Source organism: Lysinibacillus parviboronicapiens (assembly GCF_003049605.2).
GTDB lineage: Bacteria > Bacillota > Bacilli > Bacillales_A > Planococcaceae > Lysinibacillus > Lysinibacillus parviboronicapiens.
Window position 1 is genome coordinate 2,238,548 of record NZ_CP073713.1, and the last position, 17,629, is coordinate 2,256,176.

Here is a 17,629-nt window from a genome sequence, read left to right on the forward strand (position 1 = left end):
TTACTGGAATGATAGAAGATAGTTGATATAATTAATTGTATAATTATTAGGAACCTGAGAGGAGTTTGAAAAATCTTGAATAAAGAATTTGAATTATTAATAACAGAAGGTATTCTAGGATTTTATAATTCATGTGACATTACACCAAATGACGTCGATTTGGGAGAGATAGAGAGGAACTGATTTGTATCAAATATGGCTAGAAAATCAGTAAGTATATTTCACAGTTAGTTAAGTAGGAGATAATCTTTTTAAAGGGATTGCTTTATAATAAATAGCAAAAAGAGAAATTGCACAGCGCAATTTCTCTTTTTGCTTGAACTGAAATTAATTATAAATCATCCTCGGTAACTTCATTATTATTTCATTGCCATTGCCATTGCCATTGCCCGTTGCCATTACCGTTACCGTTACCGTTGCCATTACCATTACCATTACCGTTACCATTACCATTACCATTACCATTGCCATTACCATTGCCATTACCATTACCATTACCGTTACCATTGCCATTGCCATTGCCATTGCCATTGCCATTACCATTGCCGTTACCATTACCGTTACCATTGCCATTACCATTACCATTACCATTGCCATTGCCATTGCCATTACCGTTACCGTTGCCATTACCGTTGCCATTGCCATTGCCATTACCGTTGCCATTATCGTTGCCGTTGCCATTACCGTTACCGTTACCATTATCGTTGCCATTGCCATTACCATTGCCATTACCGTTACCGTTACCGTTACCGTTACCATTGCCATTGCCATTACCATTACCATTACCATTACCGTTGCCGTTGCCGTTGCCGTTGCCGTTGCCGTTACCATTACCATTACCATTGCCATTGCCATTGCCATTGCCATTGCCATTGCCATTGCCATTGCCGTTACCGTTGCCATTACCGTTGCCATTGCCATTATCGTTGCCATTATCGTTGCCGTTGCCATTACCGTTGCCATTACCGTTGCCATTACCGTTGCCATTACCATTGCCATTGCCGTTGCCATTGCCGTTGCCATTGCCGTTGCCATTGCCATTGCCATTGCCATTGCCATTGCCGTTACCATTACCGTTGCCGTTGCCGTTGCCGTTACCATTACCATTGCCATTACCATTACCATTACCGTTACCGTTACCGTTACCGTTACCGTTACCGTTACCGTTACCGTTACCGTTGCCATTATCGTTACCATTGCCGTTACCATTGCCATTACCGTTGCCATTACCGTTGCCATTACCGTTGCCGTTGCCATTCTCTTGATTGCCTGATACATTTTGTAAGCTTTCGTGGAGAGTTGGACCATCTTTAGACAAACTTAGCTGTTCAGCAATATCCGCCTTTAGTTGAATTATACTTTTGCTCTGACTATCCTGCTTGAATGGTTTCGATTCTTCAGCACTAGCACTCGACAATGGAACCAATAGAGAAAGCACCATAACGAAAACTAAAATACTACTTAAGAACTTCATAAACTTAAAATTTTTCAAATCTCATTTCCTCCTCTTTCTTTAATTGTCACACTTTTTCAGTCTAGTGTGATATTTCCAATTTATCACAATGAAACTAATTCGAGAATCGTAATATTTAAATATTCTGAAATATTGATAATTAGTATCAATTTATGAAATATAGATTAAATCTATATTCCTAGTAATTGAATAAAAAAGTAGAACTTTCGAACGAAAAACGACTTACAGTAATTCATTAATTTTTTCAATTAATCCTATAAAGGCAGCAGTTGTAGATACAGTCGGTGGTGTAGTTGCTTATAGAAAATTAGGAGGGCAGTAAAAGGAGTGATTGGAGGGGGTCAGACAGATGAAATTGTGCAAGACCAAACTTGAAGATCATTGAGTTGCATATGCAGCTCTTTTTTTCTTATTGAATTAAAGGACCTGTATTGAGTTATACAACAAACGGGCCAGATTGTTGTATAACATTCTTAACAAGAACTTTACTAACATTTGTTGAAATATTTCCTTTGGCTTTTATATTTAAGTGGTGAGTTGTATCTATATAGTAAATTGTCATATATAAATTAAGTGGGTTATGAAGAAATTTTGAAAATTATATTGACAAAATAATTTTTTTCTGTAAAATGAAAAATAATTCAAAAATATTTGTATAGAACAAAGGCTATGAAAAGAAATAGTATCAATTATTTTTACGAACAGAAAGTTACCGGTTGATGAGAGGTGCATGTAAAACGATTGAGAATTCATCTTGGAGCCGTGTACCGAAAAGATCATTCTAAGTAGGCTACGCCGGTAAGCACCCGTAATCATGTGCGAGAGTATCGTCAAATGACCGTACTTCTTAAGGTAAGTAATGTGAATTGCTTATAAATTAAAGGTGGTAACACGAGTTGAATCGTCCTTTTGGTTAATCCAAAAGGGCGTTTTTTTTTATTCCTTTTTTGAGCAAAGTATTTGAAAATCTAAACGTATTAGGAGTAAGACATTATGAAAGACAATCATCAAGATTCACAGCTAAAGCGCGGATTAAGTACTCGTCACATGCAGCTAATTGCACTTGGCGGATCCATTGGAGTCGGTTTATTTTATGGCTCTAGTTCAACAATTCAAATGGCTGGGCCATCTATTTTACTAGCTTATTTAATTGGCGGATTAGTTATTTTCACAATTATGCGTGCATTAGGCGAAATGGCAGTAGAGGAACCTGTATCAGGCTCGTTCAGTACGTACGCGAATAAATATTTAGGACGCTTTGCTGGGTTCTTATCTGGTTGGACGTATTGGTTCATGTGGATTGTCGTTGGCATGGCAGAATTAACAGTAGTCGGTGTATATATTAACTACTGGTTCCCTGATATTCCACAATGGGTAACTGCTCTTGTAGTACTTGTTATTATGATGCTTGTAAACTTAGCAAATGTAAAAGCTTACGGAGAATTCGAATTCTGGTTTGCGATGATTAAAGTTGTTGCGATTATCGGTATGATCGTTCTAGGATTAGCCATTATTTTCTTCGGTGTTGGCAACCACGGTGAAGCAATTGGCTTAGATAATTTATGGGCACACGGTGGCTTCATGCCAAACGGTTTCCATGGTATTTTAATGTCACTAGTATTAGTTATGTTCTCATTCGGTGGGGTTGAATTAGTTGGTATTTCTGCAGGAGAAGCAAAAAATCCTAGCAAGTCAATTCCTTCAGCTATTAACAACATCGTTTGGCGTATTTTAATTTTCTACATTGGTGCATTAGGCGTTATGATGGTTATTTATCCTTGGAACGAAGTTGGTTCAGAAGGTAGCCCGTTCGTTCAAATTTTCGATTACGTCGGCATCCCTGCTGCGGCTCACATTATTAACTTTGTTGTAATTACAGCAGCTATGTCTGCGTTTAATAGTGGTTTATACGGTTCAGGACGTATGCTACACAACTTATCGGTACAAAAAAATGCTCCAAAATATTTTAAAACAGTAAGTAAAAACGGTAGTCCGCGTAGAGGGATTTTATTTTCTTCAGCGGTGTTATTAATTGCGGTTGTCTTAAATTATGTAGTACCTGAAAAAGTGTTCATCTATATTTCTGCTGTTGCGACTGTTGCAGTCATTACAAGCTGGATGATTATTTTATTAGCACAATTGAAATTTAGAAAGTCAAAAACGAAAGAGGAAGTAGCCGAACTGAAATTCAAAATTCCGCTTTATCCACTTTCTACGTACATTGCCATTGCATTCTTATTAATGGTTATTGTGTTAATGGCGTTTATTCCAGATATGCGTGTTGCCCTATATGTCGCACCAGTTTGGTTTTTAATCTTATTTGTTGGATACAAAGTGATAAATGTTAAAAAGTAGTTAAATCATTTCATTTAACTGATACTTCTTCAACGAAGACATATGTTAAAAAGACCCTTTGGTTAACTCAATTGGTTACACCTATCTCAAGATTAATTATTTTTATACACTAGTAAACGTTAATAACGTTCCCAAATGAAAGTTTGGAATGAAACCGAAATCCAAGAAATGCTGTTAAACCAACATTTCTTGGATTTTCCTTTGAATATTGTCTACACAGCTTTTTATTGTCAAGAAAGTTGTGGAGTTACATGGTGGACAAGTAAATGTAACAAGTAAAATCGGGAAAGGAAGTACATTTGAAATTAAATTACCAATTAGAAGGAGCTAACATTATGGAAAAGAAATGATCAATCCGATTAATTCGTTTTGCAGCTATTTTTGGAATAACCGGTATATTTTTAGGGTCGAAAATGAGTGGAAATATGGATTATTCATTGCGTCCAATACATGCACAGATATTATTAGTACTTACGTATGTAATAAAGAGCTTTCGGTATACCGATCGCCATCAAAAGAACCTTTTATAAACAATGAAACGGATTTGGAACTGTTTATCTTCCAAATCCGTTTTTCTTTATGCAAATGCTTTAGTTGGATAACCATCCAATGTAGGGAAAATTTAATATTATAAGAAGTGAACTTAAATGGAAACATTACTTTGAATGTTAATGATTATTGCGGGAATTTAAAATTAATTTTACGCTCTTTTTCATCCCATATAAGGTGAGCATTAAAAGTTTTCTCGCCTTTTTTAAAACCTTTTATCAAGTCTGTTTCACCAGCAATCAAGAGTTTTTTCATATTTGCTTGTATAATGGTTTTACTTAGAATTTTCTTTGAAACTGAGAACTTACAGTTAGCAGTTTTATAATTGGAGCAACCGTAAAAAGTACCATGATCTATAATAGATCCATCGCAAAGTATGCATTTTCCAATAACGGTTTTTTCTTTTTTGTATTTTTTATTATAAGGATTATTTGCGGTAATTTTGTCAACCTGGCTCTGATTAAATGCCCATTCTTTTTCACGCTCATTAGCATCTGTTATCAATTTGTATGCAAGCTTTTTTACTTGTTCTATAAATACTTTAGGTGAAGCATTGCCTTCACCGATTTCAGATAGTCGTTGCTCCCATTTTGCAGTCATTGAAGGAGATGTTAAGATGCTTTCACCTAGTGCTTCAATTAATAGTAAGCCTTTAGTCGTTGCAAAGACTTGGTTTTTCTTAACTTCGATATAGTTACGATCTTTAAGTGTACCAATAATTCCTGCGCGAGTGGCTTCAGTACCTAAACCTTCAGTTTTAGATAAAACCTTTTCTAATTCAACATCTTCTAAATGTTTACCAGCTGTTTTCATTACTGTAATTAAATTTCCTTCAGAGTACCTATTTGGTGGTTGAGTTTCGCCTTTTTTTACTTTAGTTTTAGCAACTATACCAAGTTCATTTTCTGAAAGTAGGGGAAGCAATTCATCTTCGTCTGTAGTTGAGTTGTCTTTAGACTGATAAATTACTTTACGCCAACCTTCTTCAATTTGCACTTTGCCCTTTGAAATGAACTCTGCCCGTTTATCTACCAGTGAATGGATTGTGGTGTAAGAAAAAATTGCATTATTGTAATGAGCTGCAATAACTTGTCGGACGACTAAATCATAAATTTTTTCTTCTTCTGGACGAAGCTTTGAAAAATCAGGTAACTGTTCTGTAATAATTATTGCATGGTGATCTGTCACTTTTTTTTCATTAACGAATCTTTTATTATTTGAAATTGATTTTGTTGGCGCTGGAAGAAGGCTTTTATATTTATTAATTTTACTCAAACCTTCTAATATAATAGGCAGTGTTTTTGCTTCTTCATTCGTTAAAAATTGAGAATCAGATCTTGGATAGGAAACTACACCCTTTAAATAAAGTTTTTGCAAAATATCCAGCGTATTTTGTGGAGATAATTTATAAGCCTTGTTTGCTGTTGCTTGTAATGTAGATAAGTTGAATAACAATGGAGGAGCGTATTCTTTTGTTTCTCTTTTAATACTAGTAATTTCTACATTTTTATTGATACAGAAATTTGCAATAGCAATAGCTTGTCGTTCTTCTTGAAGCCTTGAATTGTTATCCTTATGCCATTTTGCTTTTAACATTTTCCCTTCAAAATTAAACTCTGCTTCAACTTCCCAAAAAAGCTCAGGCTTAAAATTAGCTATCTCATATTCTCTTTTAACGATTAGTGCGAGTGTGGGTGTTTGTACTCTTCCTATTGAAAAAACATCCTTAACACCATTTTTTTTGAGTAGTACAGTATATAATCTTGATGTATTTATTCCAATTAACCAATCGGCACATGAACGGCTTAATGCTTCAAAATAAATATCTCTTGTTTTCTCTTCTGGTAATAAATTTGAAAACCCGTTTTTTACAGCGTTTTCAGTTAAAGAAGATATCCATAAACGTTTCATCGGTTTATTAACTCCGCATACTTTTAAAATGGTACGTATAATTAATTCGCCTTCACGCCCCGCATCCCCACCAATAATGATTTCTCGAATATCAGGTCTTTTTACTAAACCTTTGATTACATTGAATTGTTTATATTTTGATTTTGTCACTTTATATTCGAATCGTTCCGGTATAATTGGTAATGTTTCTAAAGTCCATTTCTTCCATGTTGGATTATATTCCTCAGGTGCTTTCAATTCGCATAGATGTCCTACCGCCCATGTGATAAATGCTCCACCTGGAAAGTATGTGTTTGGCTTAACTTCATAATAGCCAGATTTTTTTGTAAAAGAAAAGGGGGCAGCTAATTTTGCAGCTTGGTCTGGTTTTTCTGCAATTACTATTTTCATATATCCTTCTCCTATTAATAATAATTACGACTTCTTGTATAATAATTATAAATTAAATTTCTGTATAATGGTTATACAAATAATTAAGTCCATCTATTATTAGGAATCTAATTTTGATAACTAATAATCTAGGCTACTATACATTGTAATTAAGTCCAAAATAATTAAGTCCATTTTTATATAGATAACGTACCGATTCACAGCTCATTACACATAATGAGTTTGCCTATTTAAATGAATCATTGGCAAAATATCAGCAGCTCGTGGGAAAGTCATTTAATGCGATAAATCGACGGAATAACAAACGCTACGTCGACAGTGCCAACGTTGGGGAGCACTATGCTATAATTCCAACGAAAAAAATGCCGACAGAAAAAGCGTTACAAGCAATGAATGCTGATGAACGAAATATTTATTTCGAAATAATCAATACGACACTCGCCATGTTTCACCAAGATTATGAATACGATGAAAAAACGATCATAACGACTGTCAAAAATTTAGAGTTTAAAACGGTAAGGAAAACAGAACTAGTAAAAGGTTGGAGAGAATTGTTTTCAAGTGCAAAAGAGTTGCAGGAGCGTGAGGAATCGTTACCTGTCGTTTTCCAAGATGAGATGGTAAAAGTAAGGTTTCTATTCTAGAAGGTACGACAACGCCTCCTAAGCCTTATACAGAAGGGCAACTCATTACGATGATGAAAACATGTGGTAAATCAGTTGAGGATGAAGAAGAAATCGAGGTATTAAAATCGATTGAAGGTATTGGTACAGAAGCAACTCGAAGCGGCATTATAGAGACAATTAAAAAGCATGGATTTATTGAAGTACGCAAAAACATAGTGAGCATTATGCCTAAAGGAGAGCTTTTATGTCGAGCGATTGAAGGGACATTACTTTCAAGTCCATCTATGACTGCAAAATGGGAAATATACTTAAATAAAATTGGTCGTGGAGAAGGCTCTGCAAAATATTTTATTGAAAGCATAGGCAAGTTTGTAAATCAATTAATAGCGGAGGTACCTAAACAGTTAGAGTCTCTCACAATTGAAGCTGAGCAGTTTAAACCTGCCGTTGTGAAAGATATTGTGACATGTCCGACATGTAAAGTAGGAAAAATAGCTTTGCGTAAAAGGTTTTACGGTTGTTCAAATTATAAAAATGGTTGTAAACAAACATTCCCTGAAATGTTATTAGGGAAGAAACTAACGGAAAAGAATATTAAAGACCTATGTAGTAGCGGTAAAACGACAGACATTAAAGGATTTAAAGCTAAGAGTGGGAAACAATTCAGTGCAGCCTTGCGTTTAGTTGATGGCAACATTGAATTTGATTTCAATAATAAATAAAAGCAGAAAAGAAAAAATGCACATGCTGGTTCGAGAGAAAAAGCCCTTTGTGGTGTCGTCTGTTAACGGCTATGTGGAGTAAGAAACTAAAGGATATTGTGATGACACAATATCTTGTGCTTCGTTTTATCAAGACATGGTCGTGTCATTAATGACACGACCACCAGCTTGAAGAGATGATAGTAGTAGAGATAAGGAAATTATCAAGGTTGGTCGTAGTGTGGAATGTGGTCAGGATGTTGTAGAAGGTTTTAAAGGCTTTAGTTGCCTACATAAGGCATTGGAATTTTTTTTGCAAAGTCTAAAATGATAGGCAACATCCCGTCGACAGATACGAAAAAATGGCTGCAAGATAGATAAGGATAAACGCAATATTCGCTTTACATGGAAAGTGGGAAGAAGGGCAAGGCCAAACTAAAATTAGAAAATGGCAAGTTAACATTTGTCTTTGCTAAGACAGTGCCGAATGGAAAGGGCTAAAATGGCTAAAATTTATCATCATGAACGACAACTAGAAAGAGATTTACAACATTTAAAGCAAAGAAAAGTTTTATACCGACTGTTAAGTACAGTTGGTCTATGTGTTACTATTCTTATAGTTTGGCAGTATCAACTGTTAGTACTGATACTTGTTGCGGTGGCAATTGTAGGGCTATATATCATAAGTCAATGCTCTTTAAGCAAGCAGCTTGGGAAGGTGACAGCTGGCCTCGAAGGAGAAGATAGGGCGCTTGAAGTGCTAAGAAATCTCCCCGCAACGTATTCGATTTTTCCTGATATACAGATTGTAGTTGATGGACGGACAAGTCAGTTAGACACAATTGTAGTTGGCCCGACTGGTATTTTTGTGGTAGAGGTGAAGAATCATGCTGGTGTAATTACGGGTCACACGAATGAGCAACAACTACTGCAAATTAAGCATGACGGATACAAGAAAACTATTTATAATCCTGTGAAGCAAGTGGCCACACATACATATCGCTTGCATCGTTATTTGTACCAACATGGCGTAGATTTTTGGATACAAGGAACTGTTTATTTTGCCAATGGAGCAGCAAAGATTGATGTTGCTAACCATTCATCGACACCAATTTTTTCGGTCAACGAAAACGGAAGTAAGCGCTTGCTTTATTATATAGAAGAAAGACAGAGCCGAACACTAGCAAAAAGTGAACAAAGAACAGTTGAAAAGTTGATAAAACACATTGTAAAAAAACAAGCGAGCAATTGAGGCTCGCTTCAAATTGTTGCTTCTCTGCTTTGCTCAGGTCAACCGCCGGAACGCTCGTCTTTAAGCAATAAGCGCTCAGGTCAACCGTCGGAACGCTCAGGTTCAAGCAATAATCGCAAGTCATTTTCATCAGCGCGTAAAATTGTGCTTTTAGTAAAATCATCATTATTGTATAATTCATTGTGTTTGTGTTTGTGTTTGTGTTTGTGTTTGTGTTTGTGTTTGTGTTTGTGTTTGTGTTTGTGTTTGTGCACGATATGACAAGTGTGATTCATCCTATAGTACAAACACACCGACTTTTTTTGCATATTATAATGAATGAAAGTAAGCGTTTTCTATATTATATAGAAGGAAATCTAGAACATGGGGTTTCTACATGTCAGTAACAATGAATGAAATGGTTGATGCTAAGCCATTTAGCGCAGAAAGCGGGCTCAGCAGGCTCGTTTTTTTATGGGGTCATATAGAAATTAGCGTAGCTAGCCCTATTCATTAAAGCTAGTTCAGGCGAAGTTTCGCCCGAATTTGTGAGTTAGATGAAAAAAATTTGCAAAAACCTTAACTATTTGCTTCGAAATCCGTATAATAAATCAAACAGTGCGAAAATTGTCCATTTTCCATCGATAATTGCGTGAATTTTTTAAATTGTATTGACGTAGGGAATGATAATTTGTACACTGTGTACATTCAATTGTTTTGTGGAGGAATACAATTAATTTAAAAAGTTAGGATTTGATGGATATGATCGTATGTAAATTTGGTGGAACATCTGTAGCAAGCGCTGAACAAATTCAAAAAGTGGCAAACATTGTTAAATCTAATCCGGCACGTAAAATCGTAGCCGTATCAGCTCCAGGGAAACGCTCTAGTGATGATATTAAAGTAACTGATTTACTAATTGATTTATCGAATGCAGCATTAAATAATGATGACATAGAACAAAAATTACAAAAAGTCGTGACTCGTTATCAGGCAATTGCAGATGGTTTAGCGCTAGATTATGCGATTTGTGATGTAATTTCTGAAGACTTGCGTGAACGTCTACAAGGCGATAAATCCAATGAAGAATTATTTATCGATAACTTAAAAGCATCGGGAGAGGACAATAACGCAAAACTAATTGCAGCTTATTTCAATTCAATCGATATGCCAGCACGTTATGTTAGTCCAAAAGAAGGCTTGGTGGTCAATGATTTACCGGAACGTACATTTGCTTTACCCGAAGCATATTCAAATTTAGCACCACTAAAAGACACTAAAGAAATTATTGTGTTCCCAGGTTTCTTCGGTTACACTAAAGCGGGCATACTGCGTACCTTTGACCGCGGTGGCTCTGATATTACAGGCTCTATTTTAGCAGCTGCTGTTGAAGCCGAGCTTTATGAAAACTTTACGGATGTGGATTGTGTGTTCTCCGCGAATCCGAAAGTCGTGAATGATCCTGTCGAAATTAAAGAAATTACGTATCGCGAAATGCGCGAATTATCCTATGCAGGCTTTTCAGTGTTCCACGATGAAGCGTTAATGCCTGTTTATAAGATTGGGGTGCCCGTTAACATAAAAAATACAAATAATCCATCAGCCCCAGGTACTCGTATTGTACCGAATCGACCTGCAACTGGTCGTCCGGTAACAGGTATCTCGGCAGACAGTGGCTTTTCAACTTTATATGTCTCTAAATATTTAATGAATCGTGAAGTAGGCTTTGGTCGTAAACTTCTACAGATTTTAGAAGATGAAAATATTTCATATGAACACACACCATCTGGATTAGATGATATTTCGGTTATCATGCGTTCAAATCAACTAACAGTAGAAAATGAAGCGCGTATTTTAGCTCGTGTGAAAAACGAATTATCTGCAGACGATGTGCAAATGCGTCATGGTTTCTCTATGATTGTGATTGTAGGGGAAGGAATGCGTAATAACACGGGTCTTGCGGCTCGTGCAGCAACTGCGATTTCTAAAACAGGTGCTAACATTGAAATGATTAACCAAGGTTCCTCTGAGGTAAGTCTAGTATTCGGCGTGTTACAAGAATTTGAAAACCAAATTTTACAAGCCCTCTATGGAGAATTCTTTGCCCATGTGCAAGCGTAAGTGATGTACACTAATTCAAGCGATTGCTGCTTGAATTAGTGTTTTCTTTTTAGTTAGAATAAGGTAAAATCGAGGGCGTACATAGTTAGGAGGGCTTAATCTTGAAAAATCTATCAATAGGCATGTTACTTTCAGTTATTGGGATATTATTTGTATGCTTAACGATTATGGATATTTTACCGTCATCAACAAAAACTTCAAAGTTTGTCTATATTGGCATCGGTTGGGTATTTATTATCGCAGGTTCTATCGTTCGCTTTAAAAATCTTAAACAGAAACAATAAAGAAAATATCTCTGAAATTGAAGTGTTGTAAAACACGAAATTATGATACAATTTCAAAGAAAATAAATTATTAGAGTATTGCGAAGTGTTGCTCTGTTCTATAAAAAAATTCAGAAGGCTCAAATTTGCAGTGTGCTCATAATTTAACATGAACAGTACAAATTCTTCTTTGTAAGAATTTGTTTTTTTATTTACCTTGATCTAATGGGTGACAATGCTTCTAACTCAACAAAAAAGCAAGTTCACTACAAAAGTCAGGGTCTATTTAATGGAGGCGTGATGATGGTAGTGTTACACAAAGAAGATATTCAAATATTCGATCATTATGTTGCCATTCAGACAGCATCACCTATGAAGGTTGTTTCTTCAGCTATGCATAATCCTGGTTTTGGCTATTATAAACATGTAGTGAATCGCTCGGTACCCTATACCTACGATGAACGACAACCACATCAGGAGTTACAGCACTTTTTACAGTCTGCAGGTTTTCCTGCTGAAGATACAGTTGCTATGATGACCGCTGTCTATGCACGTTATGCGACTATTCGTGAGTTTACATATGAAGGTATACACCTTGTTATTATGATAACTGCAGGGCTTGGCAATGCCGTCGATATTACGCGTGCTTTTCATCGTCAGGAGCAATATCACGCTGGAACGATTAATACCTGGGTGCTGATAAACGGTAAGTTGTCGGACGAGGCATTGTTTCAGGCAATGATTTCTACTACAGAAGCAAAGGTTAAAGCACTCATAGATGAAAATATTACAGATCCTACTACAGGCACGCAAGCAACAGGTACTTCTACGGATAGTTTGTTGATTGCTTCAACAGAAGAAGGCGACTACCATCAATATGCAGGGCCAATTACAATGCTTGGTAAAGTGATTGGACATGGTGTCTACGAAACGATGCGAGAGGCCATTCAAAAATATAAAAAAGATAAAGAGGAGAATCAGCTATGATTGTACTGGTAATTGCCTGTATCATCGGGCTTGTATTTGATTTAGCTATCGGCGATCCTCCGAAAATGCCACATCCTGTTCGCTGGATAGGGAAGCTTATACAATCGCAAACCCAATTATGGAATAAAGGGACAATGCGCAAAACTCGTGGCATGGTGATGGCACTTGCGGTTGTGGGCACTACTATGTTTGTGGTTTCAGCAATTCTAGTAGTTAGCTATCACGTTAGTTTAGTTTTCGGCATACTTGTAGAAGGTATATTGATTGGCATTGGGCTTGCCCAACGCAGCTTGAAAGAAGCCGCGATGGCCGTCTATGACCCACTGGTAAAAGGCGATTTTGCGGAGGCGCGTGTAAAGCTATCATGGATAGTTGGACGTGATACAGAAAAACTAGACGAAGATGGCATTGTTCGTGGAGTCGTAGAAACGGTGTCTGAAAATACGAGCGATGGGGTAACAGCGCCGTTATTTTATGCCTTTTTATTTGGAGCTGTCGGTTTATGGGGTTATAAGGCGATTAATACGCTTGACTCGATGATAGGCTATAAAAACGAAAAGTATCAAGACTTTGGCATGTTTGCGGCTAAACTTGATGATGTGGCAAATTTTGTGCCAAGTCGTTTAACAGGATTACTGATGGTACTTGGCACGAAAAATGAAACGACTATGTCCCTTGGGAAGCGTTTAAAACTTTGGGCACAGGATGCTAAAAAGCATCCAAGTCCTAATAGTGGCTATTTGGAAGCGGCAACGGCCGTTCAACTTGGTGTTCAGCTTGGTGGAAAAAATACCTATCAAGGTGTACCTTCGTATCGAGCGACAATGGGTGAGAAGTTAGTACCATTAACGAAGGAACATATCGCAACATCGGTTATGCATATGCGTATTGCCACGTTGCTCTTTACACTTGTCATGTTAGCAATGGAGGTGTTGATTTTTGCAATTGCCTAGTCACGGAGCAAATCCGCACACTGTCTATCAACAATTGGGCCTTACTATGCCTACTGAGGTATATGATTTTAGTGAAAATGTCAATGCTGCTGGACCTCCTATGTTTGTGGAGGCACGCTGGCGGACATTTTATCCGTTAATTCAACGCTATCCTGATCCGGACGGAGAGCCTTTTTTATCAAAGGTGGCGAAGTTCCACCATGTTGACAAGCATTCATTGCTTCTAGGAAATGGAGCATCTGAGTTATTTAGTGTCCTCGCACGACGCTATGCAAATAAACGTGTAATTATCGTTCATCCAACATTTTCTGAATACGAACGAACATTGCAAGCAGCAGGTGCAATTATTGTGCCAGTTATGGTGGAAGATATTATACAGTACATATTGCCAATGGAACGTTTGCAACGAGAAATGATTGATGCAGATGCCTTATATATTTGTACACCCAACAATCCAACGGGCGTGTTACCAAAGAAAGAGGAGCTTGTGCAATTAATGACATATGGGGCGCAAGTGAACTGTGAACTGGTATTAGACGAAGCGTTTATTGACTGGGTAAGCGAAGACTACTCATTGATTGACTATGTCTCGAGTCATTCACATGTCATTGTCGTTCGCTCGATGACGAAAATGTACGCCATCCCAGGACTGCGACTAGGGTATTTAGTTGCTAGTAATACCATCGTCACAGAGTTAAAGGCTATGCTTGCCCATTGGAATCTCAATGCTTTTGCGCTTGTCATAGGTGCAGGTTGTTTAGATGAACAGCAGTACTGTCAACAGGCAATAGCTTATGCACAAACACAGCGGGAGTGGCTCCATCGCTTCTTACGAAAAAATGGTTGTCAGGTGACAAATAGCGTGACCAATTATGTATGTTTTGCATTACCCCACGGTCAACAGGCAGATACATTTTTTACCTATTGTTTAGCACAAGGTGTCGTACTACGCCATACGAAAAATTTCATGGGTTTAAATGGCGAATGGTTCCGAATTGGCATCAAGGATATCACGGCCATGAGCTATTTACAAAACTGTTTGCAAGCGTGGTTTAAAATGTATAAGGGGTGAGAAAAGTGACGACTTTTTTTCTAGTTAGACACGGTGAAACAGTATGGAATAAGGAACGTCGGCTACAGGGGTGGCTTGATTCTCCTTTATCAGAAAAAGGCATTTTGCATGCTGAACAGCTAGCCCAGCAACTTCAAGCGATTCAATTTGCTGCCGCTTATAGTAGCTCAAGTGGTCGTGCGAAAGAAACATTAGCTTTGTTAATAGCAGATAGAGAACTCCCTTGTTTCTATGAGGATAATTTACGCGAGATTTTCTTAGGGAATTGGCAAGGAAAGACGATAGAAGATATCATAGGTACATATCGTTTTGACTATGAATTATATACGGATTACCCTGCACAATTTATCGCAACCCATACCGAAAGTTTTGGCGCGGTAACGGAACGTGCGATGTACACGCTTAAAAATATTGCGGAAAAGTATCCACATGAAAATGTGCTAATTGTATCTCATGCTGTAACCATTAAGTGCATTATTAATGCGATTTTAGAGCGTGGCATTAATCAGCTTTGGGCGGCGCCTATGATAGAGGGGACAAGTGTGACCATTATTGAACGACTTAATCGACAATGGGTGGTAAAGGATATTGGCAATACGAAGCATTTAATATAGGAGGCGATTCCAATGCCACTTCTATTCATAACTGGTGGTGTACGCAGTGGCAAATCACATTTTGCAGAAAAAGCTGCTACTCGTTATTTTCAAAACGAGTCATTGGTGGCCAAACGGCTCATTTATATTGCTTCAGGGGTAGCGATGGATAGTGAAATGGCACAACGTATTTTGCGGCATCAGCTAGATCGTCAAGCACAAGATATAACATGGCATACAATAGAAGCACCTTATCAGATAGAGCTGGCTTTCAACGGGCTAAGTGATGGAGATGTGGTACTTTGGGACTGTGTAACGACATGGCTGACAAATGCATTTTATGAAGGCTTTGAGTCGGGTACACCTTGTGTGGAACGGCCAGGTTGTTTAGACAAAAAGCTGCAAGCCTTGAAGGAGGCAGTGCTGACGTTACTTGACAAAAGGGTGACGCTTTTTGTCGTTTCCAATGAACTATTCGATGAACCTCCGTATACAAGCGAGGAGGTCGAATTGTATCGACAAATGCTCGGGCAATTACATCAATGGTTCGTTTCTGTCGCACATGAAGCATACGAAATAAATTATGGTATCGTTAAGAAATGGAAATGATAAAGTTGTCTTTAACTTAAATAGAGGTTTTTTAAATAAAAAAGAAGGAAGGCAAGGCGATGAAAAATATATGGCATAGCATACTGCTCGCATTTCAATTTTTTACAGTTTTGCCTGTACATAAAGAAATTCCGTTATCAAAAGTGACAATTACAGGCATGTTTGCCTGTTTACCATGGATAGGTGCCCTCATGGGTACAGTGGTGGCGGCAATTATTTTTAGTTTAACACAGTGGACGGCAAGTAGTGATATGTTGCTCGCCTTTGCCATTGTCGCATCATTCGCGTTATTTACAGGAGGATTACATTTAGATGGATTTATTGATATGGGAGATGCTTATTTTTCGTATCGTGACCGTGAGAAGCGACTTGAAATATTGGATGATCCGCGCGTCGGAGCGTTTGGTGTACTAGCGGTACTGTTTTTAATTCTCGGGAAAATGATTGTGCTTCATGAACTATTTGCTCAGGAAAAATTATCGCTGTGGATGCTCGTTTTTATTCCATTTCTGACACGGGTCGGTATGAGCTTTTACTTCATGTCTCTCAACTGTTCGAAGGAAAAAGGGCTTGCGTACTTTTTCAAAACGCATCTTCAGCAAGGATTGTTAACAAGCTTCATGTTCATAACACTAGTCATTGCGCTTAGTGGAATGTTCTTTGTGACAGGTTTTTCAATAGTGCCGGTTATCCTTGTAGCCGTATTAGCAATTGCCTTTATGGTTTTTCGCCAGTTTACAAGGCGCAATTTTGGCGGCGTATCCGGAGATTTGCTTGGTGCATCAATTGAAGGAATGGAGGTTGTGCTATGGATGACGTTATTACTGTGCGTTTAATGCGACATGCGCCTACAAAGGAGAATTTGGAGAAGCGTTATATTGGCTGGACAGATACGCCCTTGGCCGATCCTTCCATGCTCTCTACTGTGGATACAGCTGTATCCACAGTGTATGGCAGTGATTTACTGCGTTGTAGAGAAACTGCTGCACGTTATTTTCCTCAAGCTCGCTATATAGCGGATGCAAGATTTCGAGAGTCTAATTTTGGACATTTTGAAGGGAAAACGTATGATGAATTAAAGTCAGACAGTCGTTATTGTGCATGGCTAGATGAACCTATTAAAACGACTCCACCTAACGGGGAAGGCTTTGATGTATTTTGTGCCCGTGTAATAGAAGGCTTCACAGCGTTGCCAAAAGAGGCGCATGATACGGTTCTTGTCGTGCACGGTGGGGTCATTCGAGCTTTACTAGTGGCATTTGCACCAATAGAAAAATCCTTTTGGTCGTATCAGGTGCCACACGATAACATGTTTACTTTACGGTTTTCGTACGATGCTTGGAAGGAGGGGGCCAGATGCATGTCTTTATCGGAGGCGCCTATAACGGCAAAACCGACTATGTAATGCGTTTGCTTGCAGGACAGAAGGTTGCGGTTGTGGATGGCGCACTCCCGGATTATGCACCTGCTTGTGATGTAGTTGTGATAAAAAATTTAGAAAAATGGCTTGTTACACAAAATCTTGAGGCAGATGAAATGATTGTCGCGCACCTTTTGACACAACTAAAGACCCTTGAAGAAAATTGTACATTGTTTATAATTGTGACCGATATGGGGCGTGGTGTTGTGCCGATGGAAAAACAGGCACGATTATTACGTGACACTTGTGGACGTCTGTACCAAGCATTATTTACTGAAGCCGAACAAGTTGTTCGTATTTGGTATGGCATCGGTGAACATCTCAAATGATTTAGGATGTGGTGTGTCACTTACTAGTTATAGACTTTGCCTCAA

The 17,629-nt window shown here is 37.9% G+C and carries 16 protein-coding genes, 1 pseudogene and 1 other annotated feature; of the genes and pseudogenes, 16 read left to right on the forward strand and 1 reads right to left on the reverse strand.

Features of this window, described 5'->3' with window-relative positions; all coding sequences use genetic code 11:
* Positions 1-367 precede the first annotated feature (367 nt).
* The 3 genes from C9J31_RS10660 (at position 368) to C9J31_RS10670 (ending at position 4,160) form a co-directional block, all read left to right on the forward strand.
* On the forward strand, positions 368-1,273 hold the full coding sequence (locus C9J31_RS10660; RefSeq protein WP_193767102.1) for a hypothetical protein: 906 nt from the start codon (positions 368-370) through the stop codon (positions 1,271-1,273).
* An 861-nt stretch (positions 1,274-2,134) separates the two neighbouring features.
* Positions 2,135-2,386: a binding site (T-box leader), on the forward strand.
* Positions 2,387-2,467: 81 nt separating this feature from the next.
* The gene (locus C9J31_RS10665) at positions 2,468-3,829 is read left to right on the forward strand and encodes an amino acid permease (protein WP_107950434.1); all 1,362 of its coding nucleotides are present in this window, start codon (positions 2,468-2,470) and stop codon (positions 3,827-3,829) included.
* Between the two features lie 208 nt (positions 3,830-4,037).
* A complete protein-coding gene (locus C9J31_RS10670) occupies positions 4,038-4,160 on the forward strand; it encodes an ATP-binding protein (protein WP_425312816.1) in 123 nt (40 codons plus the stop codon).
* A gap of 344 nt (positions 4,161-4,504) precedes the next feature.
* Here C9J31_RS10670 and C9J31_RS10675 read toward each other — a convergent pair whose 3' ends face one another.
* Positions 4,505-6,679, reverse strand: coding sequence for a DNA topoisomerase III (locus C9J31_RS10675; RefSeq protein ID WP_107950432.1), 2,175 nt, complete (start codon positions 6,677-6,679; stop codon positions 4,505-4,507).
* A gap of 242 nt (positions 6,680-6,921) precedes the next feature.
* Here C9J31_RS10675 and C9J31_RS23620 point away from each other — a divergent pair.
* The 13 genes and pseudogenes from C9J31_RS23620 to C9J31_RS10735 form a co-directional block, all read left to right on the forward strand.
* Positions 6,922-7,598, forward strand: a pseudogene (locus tag C9J31_RS23620) (DNA topoisomerase); the annotation flags it as partial.
* A gap of 267 nt (positions 7,599-7,865) precedes the next feature.
* Positions 7,866-8,027, forward strand: a complete 162-nt coding sequence (locus C9J31_RS23625) for a topoisomerase C-terminal repeat-containing protein (RefSeq protein WP_238602144.1) — start codon at positions 7,866-7,868, stop codon at positions 8,025-8,027.
* A 481-nt stretch (positions 8,028-8,508) separates the two neighbouring features.
* Positions 8,509-9,258, forward strand: a complete 750-nt coding sequence (locus C9J31_RS10685; RefSeq protein ID WP_193767101.1) for a nuclease-related domain-containing protein — start codon at positions 8,509-8,511, stop codon at positions 9,256-9,258.
* A 741-nt stretch (positions 9,259-9,999) separates the two neighbouring features.
* Complete coding sequence (locus C9J31_RS10690) at positions 10,000-11,358, forward strand: aspartate kinase (RefSeq protein ID WP_107950447.1); 1,359 nt, start codon at positions 10,000-10,002, stop codon at positions 11,356-11,358.
* Positions 11,359-11,459: 101 nt separating this feature from the next.
* The gene (locus C9J31_RS10695) at positions 11,460-11,642 is read left to right on the forward strand and encodes a hypothetical protein (RefSeq protein WP_107950430.1); all 183 of its coding nucleotides are present in this window, start codon (positions 11,460-11,462) and stop codon (positions 11,640-11,642) included.
* A 279-nt stretch (positions 11,643-11,921) separates the two neighbouring features.
* On the forward strand, positions 11,922-12,608 hold the full coding sequence (locus C9J31_RS10700; RefSeq protein WP_235616367.1) for an adenosylcobinamide amidohydrolase: 687 nt from the start codon (positions 11,922-11,924) through the stop codon (positions 12,606-12,608).
* Positions 12,605-13,561, forward strand: coding sequence for an adenosylcobinamide-phosphate synthase CbiB (gene cbiB, locus C9J31_RS10705; RefSeq protein ID WP_107950429.1), 957 nt, complete (start codon positions 12,605-12,607; stop codon positions 13,559-13,561). The genes C9J31_RS10700 and cbiB overlap by 4 nt, the downstream gene beginning before the upstream one ends.
* Positions 13,548-14,633, forward strand: a complete 1,086-nt coding sequence (locus tag C9J31_RS10710) for a pyridoxal phosphate-dependent aminotransferase (protein WP_107925901.1) — start codon at positions 13,548-13,550, stop codon at positions 14,631-14,633. Before cbiB ends, C9J31_RS10710 begins: the two co-directional genes overlap by 14 nt.
* Positions 14,634-14,638: 5 nt before the next feature.
* Positions 14,639-15,247: a histidine phosphatase family protein gene (locus C9J31_RS10715; protein WP_107925900.1), complete on the forward strand. Its 609-nt coding sequence runs from the start codon at positions 14,639-14,641 to the stop codon at positions 15,245-15,247.
* 12 nt (positions 15,248-15,259) lie between these two features.
* Positions 15,260-15,835 carry a bifunctional adenosylcobinamide kinase/adenosylcobinamide-phosphate guanylyltransferase gene (locus tag C9J31_RS10720; RefSeq protein ID WP_107950428.1) on the forward strand — a complete coding sequence of 192 codons (576 nt, stop codon included), beginning with the start codon at positions 15,260-15,262 and terminating at the stop codon, positions 15,833-15,835.
* Between the two features lie 59 nt (positions 15,836-15,894).
* Positions 15,895-16,671, forward strand: coding sequence for an adenosylcobinamide-GDP ribazoletransferase (gene cobS / locus C9J31_RS10725; protein ID WP_107950427.1), 777 nt, complete (start codon positions 15,895-15,897; stop codon positions 16,669-16,671).
* Positions 16,644-17,240, forward strand: a complete 597-nt coding sequence (locus tag C9J31_RS10730) for a histidine phosphatase family protein (RefSeq protein ID WP_107950426.1) — start codon at positions 16,644-16,646, stop codon at positions 17,238-17,240. Before cobS ends, C9J31_RS10730 begins: the two co-directional genes overlap by 28 nt.
* Positions 17,192-17,584, forward strand: a complete 393-nt coding sequence (locus C9J31_RS10735; protein WP_054768443.1) for a bifunctional adenosylcobinamide kinase/adenosylcobinamide-phosphate guanylyltransferase — start codon at positions 17,192-17,194, stop codon at positions 17,582-17,584. The genes C9J31_RS10730 and C9J31_RS10735 overlap by 49 nt, the downstream gene beginning before the upstream one ends.
* The last annotated feature ends 45 nt before the right edge of the window (positions 17,585-17,629 follow it).

What these genes read in the sequence shown, in the direction of transcription:
- C9J31_RS10665 (WP_107950434.1), top strand. Translation starts at nt 2,468, where the DNA reads ATGAAAGACAATCATCAAGATTCACAGCTAAAGCGCGGATTAAGTACT.
- C9J31_RS10675 (WP_107950432.1), bottom strand. Translation starts at nt 6,679, where the DNA reads ATGAAAATAGTAATTGCAGAAAAACCAGACCAAGCTGCAAAATTAGCT.
- C9J31_RS23625 (WP_238602144.1), top strand. Translation starts at nt 7,866, where the DNA reads ATGTTATTAGGGAAGAAACTAACGGAAAAGAATATTAAAGACCTATGT.
- C9J31_RS10685 (WP_193767101.1), top strand. Translation starts at nt 8,509, where the DNA reads ATGGCTAAAATTTATCATCATGAACGACAACTAGAAAGAGATTTACAA.
- C9J31_RS10690 (WP_107950447.1), top strand. Translation starts at nt 10,000, where the DNA reads ATGATCGTATGTAAATTTGGTGGAACATCTGTAGCAAGCGCTGAACAA.
- C9J31_RS10700 (WP_235616367.1), top strand. Translation starts at nt 11,922, where the DNA reads ATGATGGTAGTGTTACACAAAGAAGATATTCAAATATTCGATCATTAT.
- cbiB (WP_107950429.1), top strand. Translation starts at nt 12,605, where the DNA reads ATGATTGTACTGGTAATTGCCTGTATCATCGGGCTTGTATTTGATTTA.
- C9J31_RS10720 (WP_107950428.1), top strand. Translation starts at nt 15,260, where the DNA reads ATGCCACTTCTATTCATAACTGGTGGTGTACGCAGTGGCAAATCACAT.
- cobS (WP_107950427.1), top strand. Translation starts at nt 15,895, where the DNA reads ATGAAAAATATATGGCATAGCATACTGCTCGCATTTCAATTTTTTACA.
- C9J31_RS10730 (WP_107950426.1), top strand. Translation starts at nt 16,644, where the DNA reads ATGGATGACGTTATTACTGTGCGTTTAATGCGACATGCGCCTACAAAG.
- C9J31_RS10735 (WP_054768443.1), top strand. Translation starts at nt 17,192, where the DNA reads ATGCATGTCTTTATCGGAGGCGCCTATAACGGCAAAACCGACTATGTA.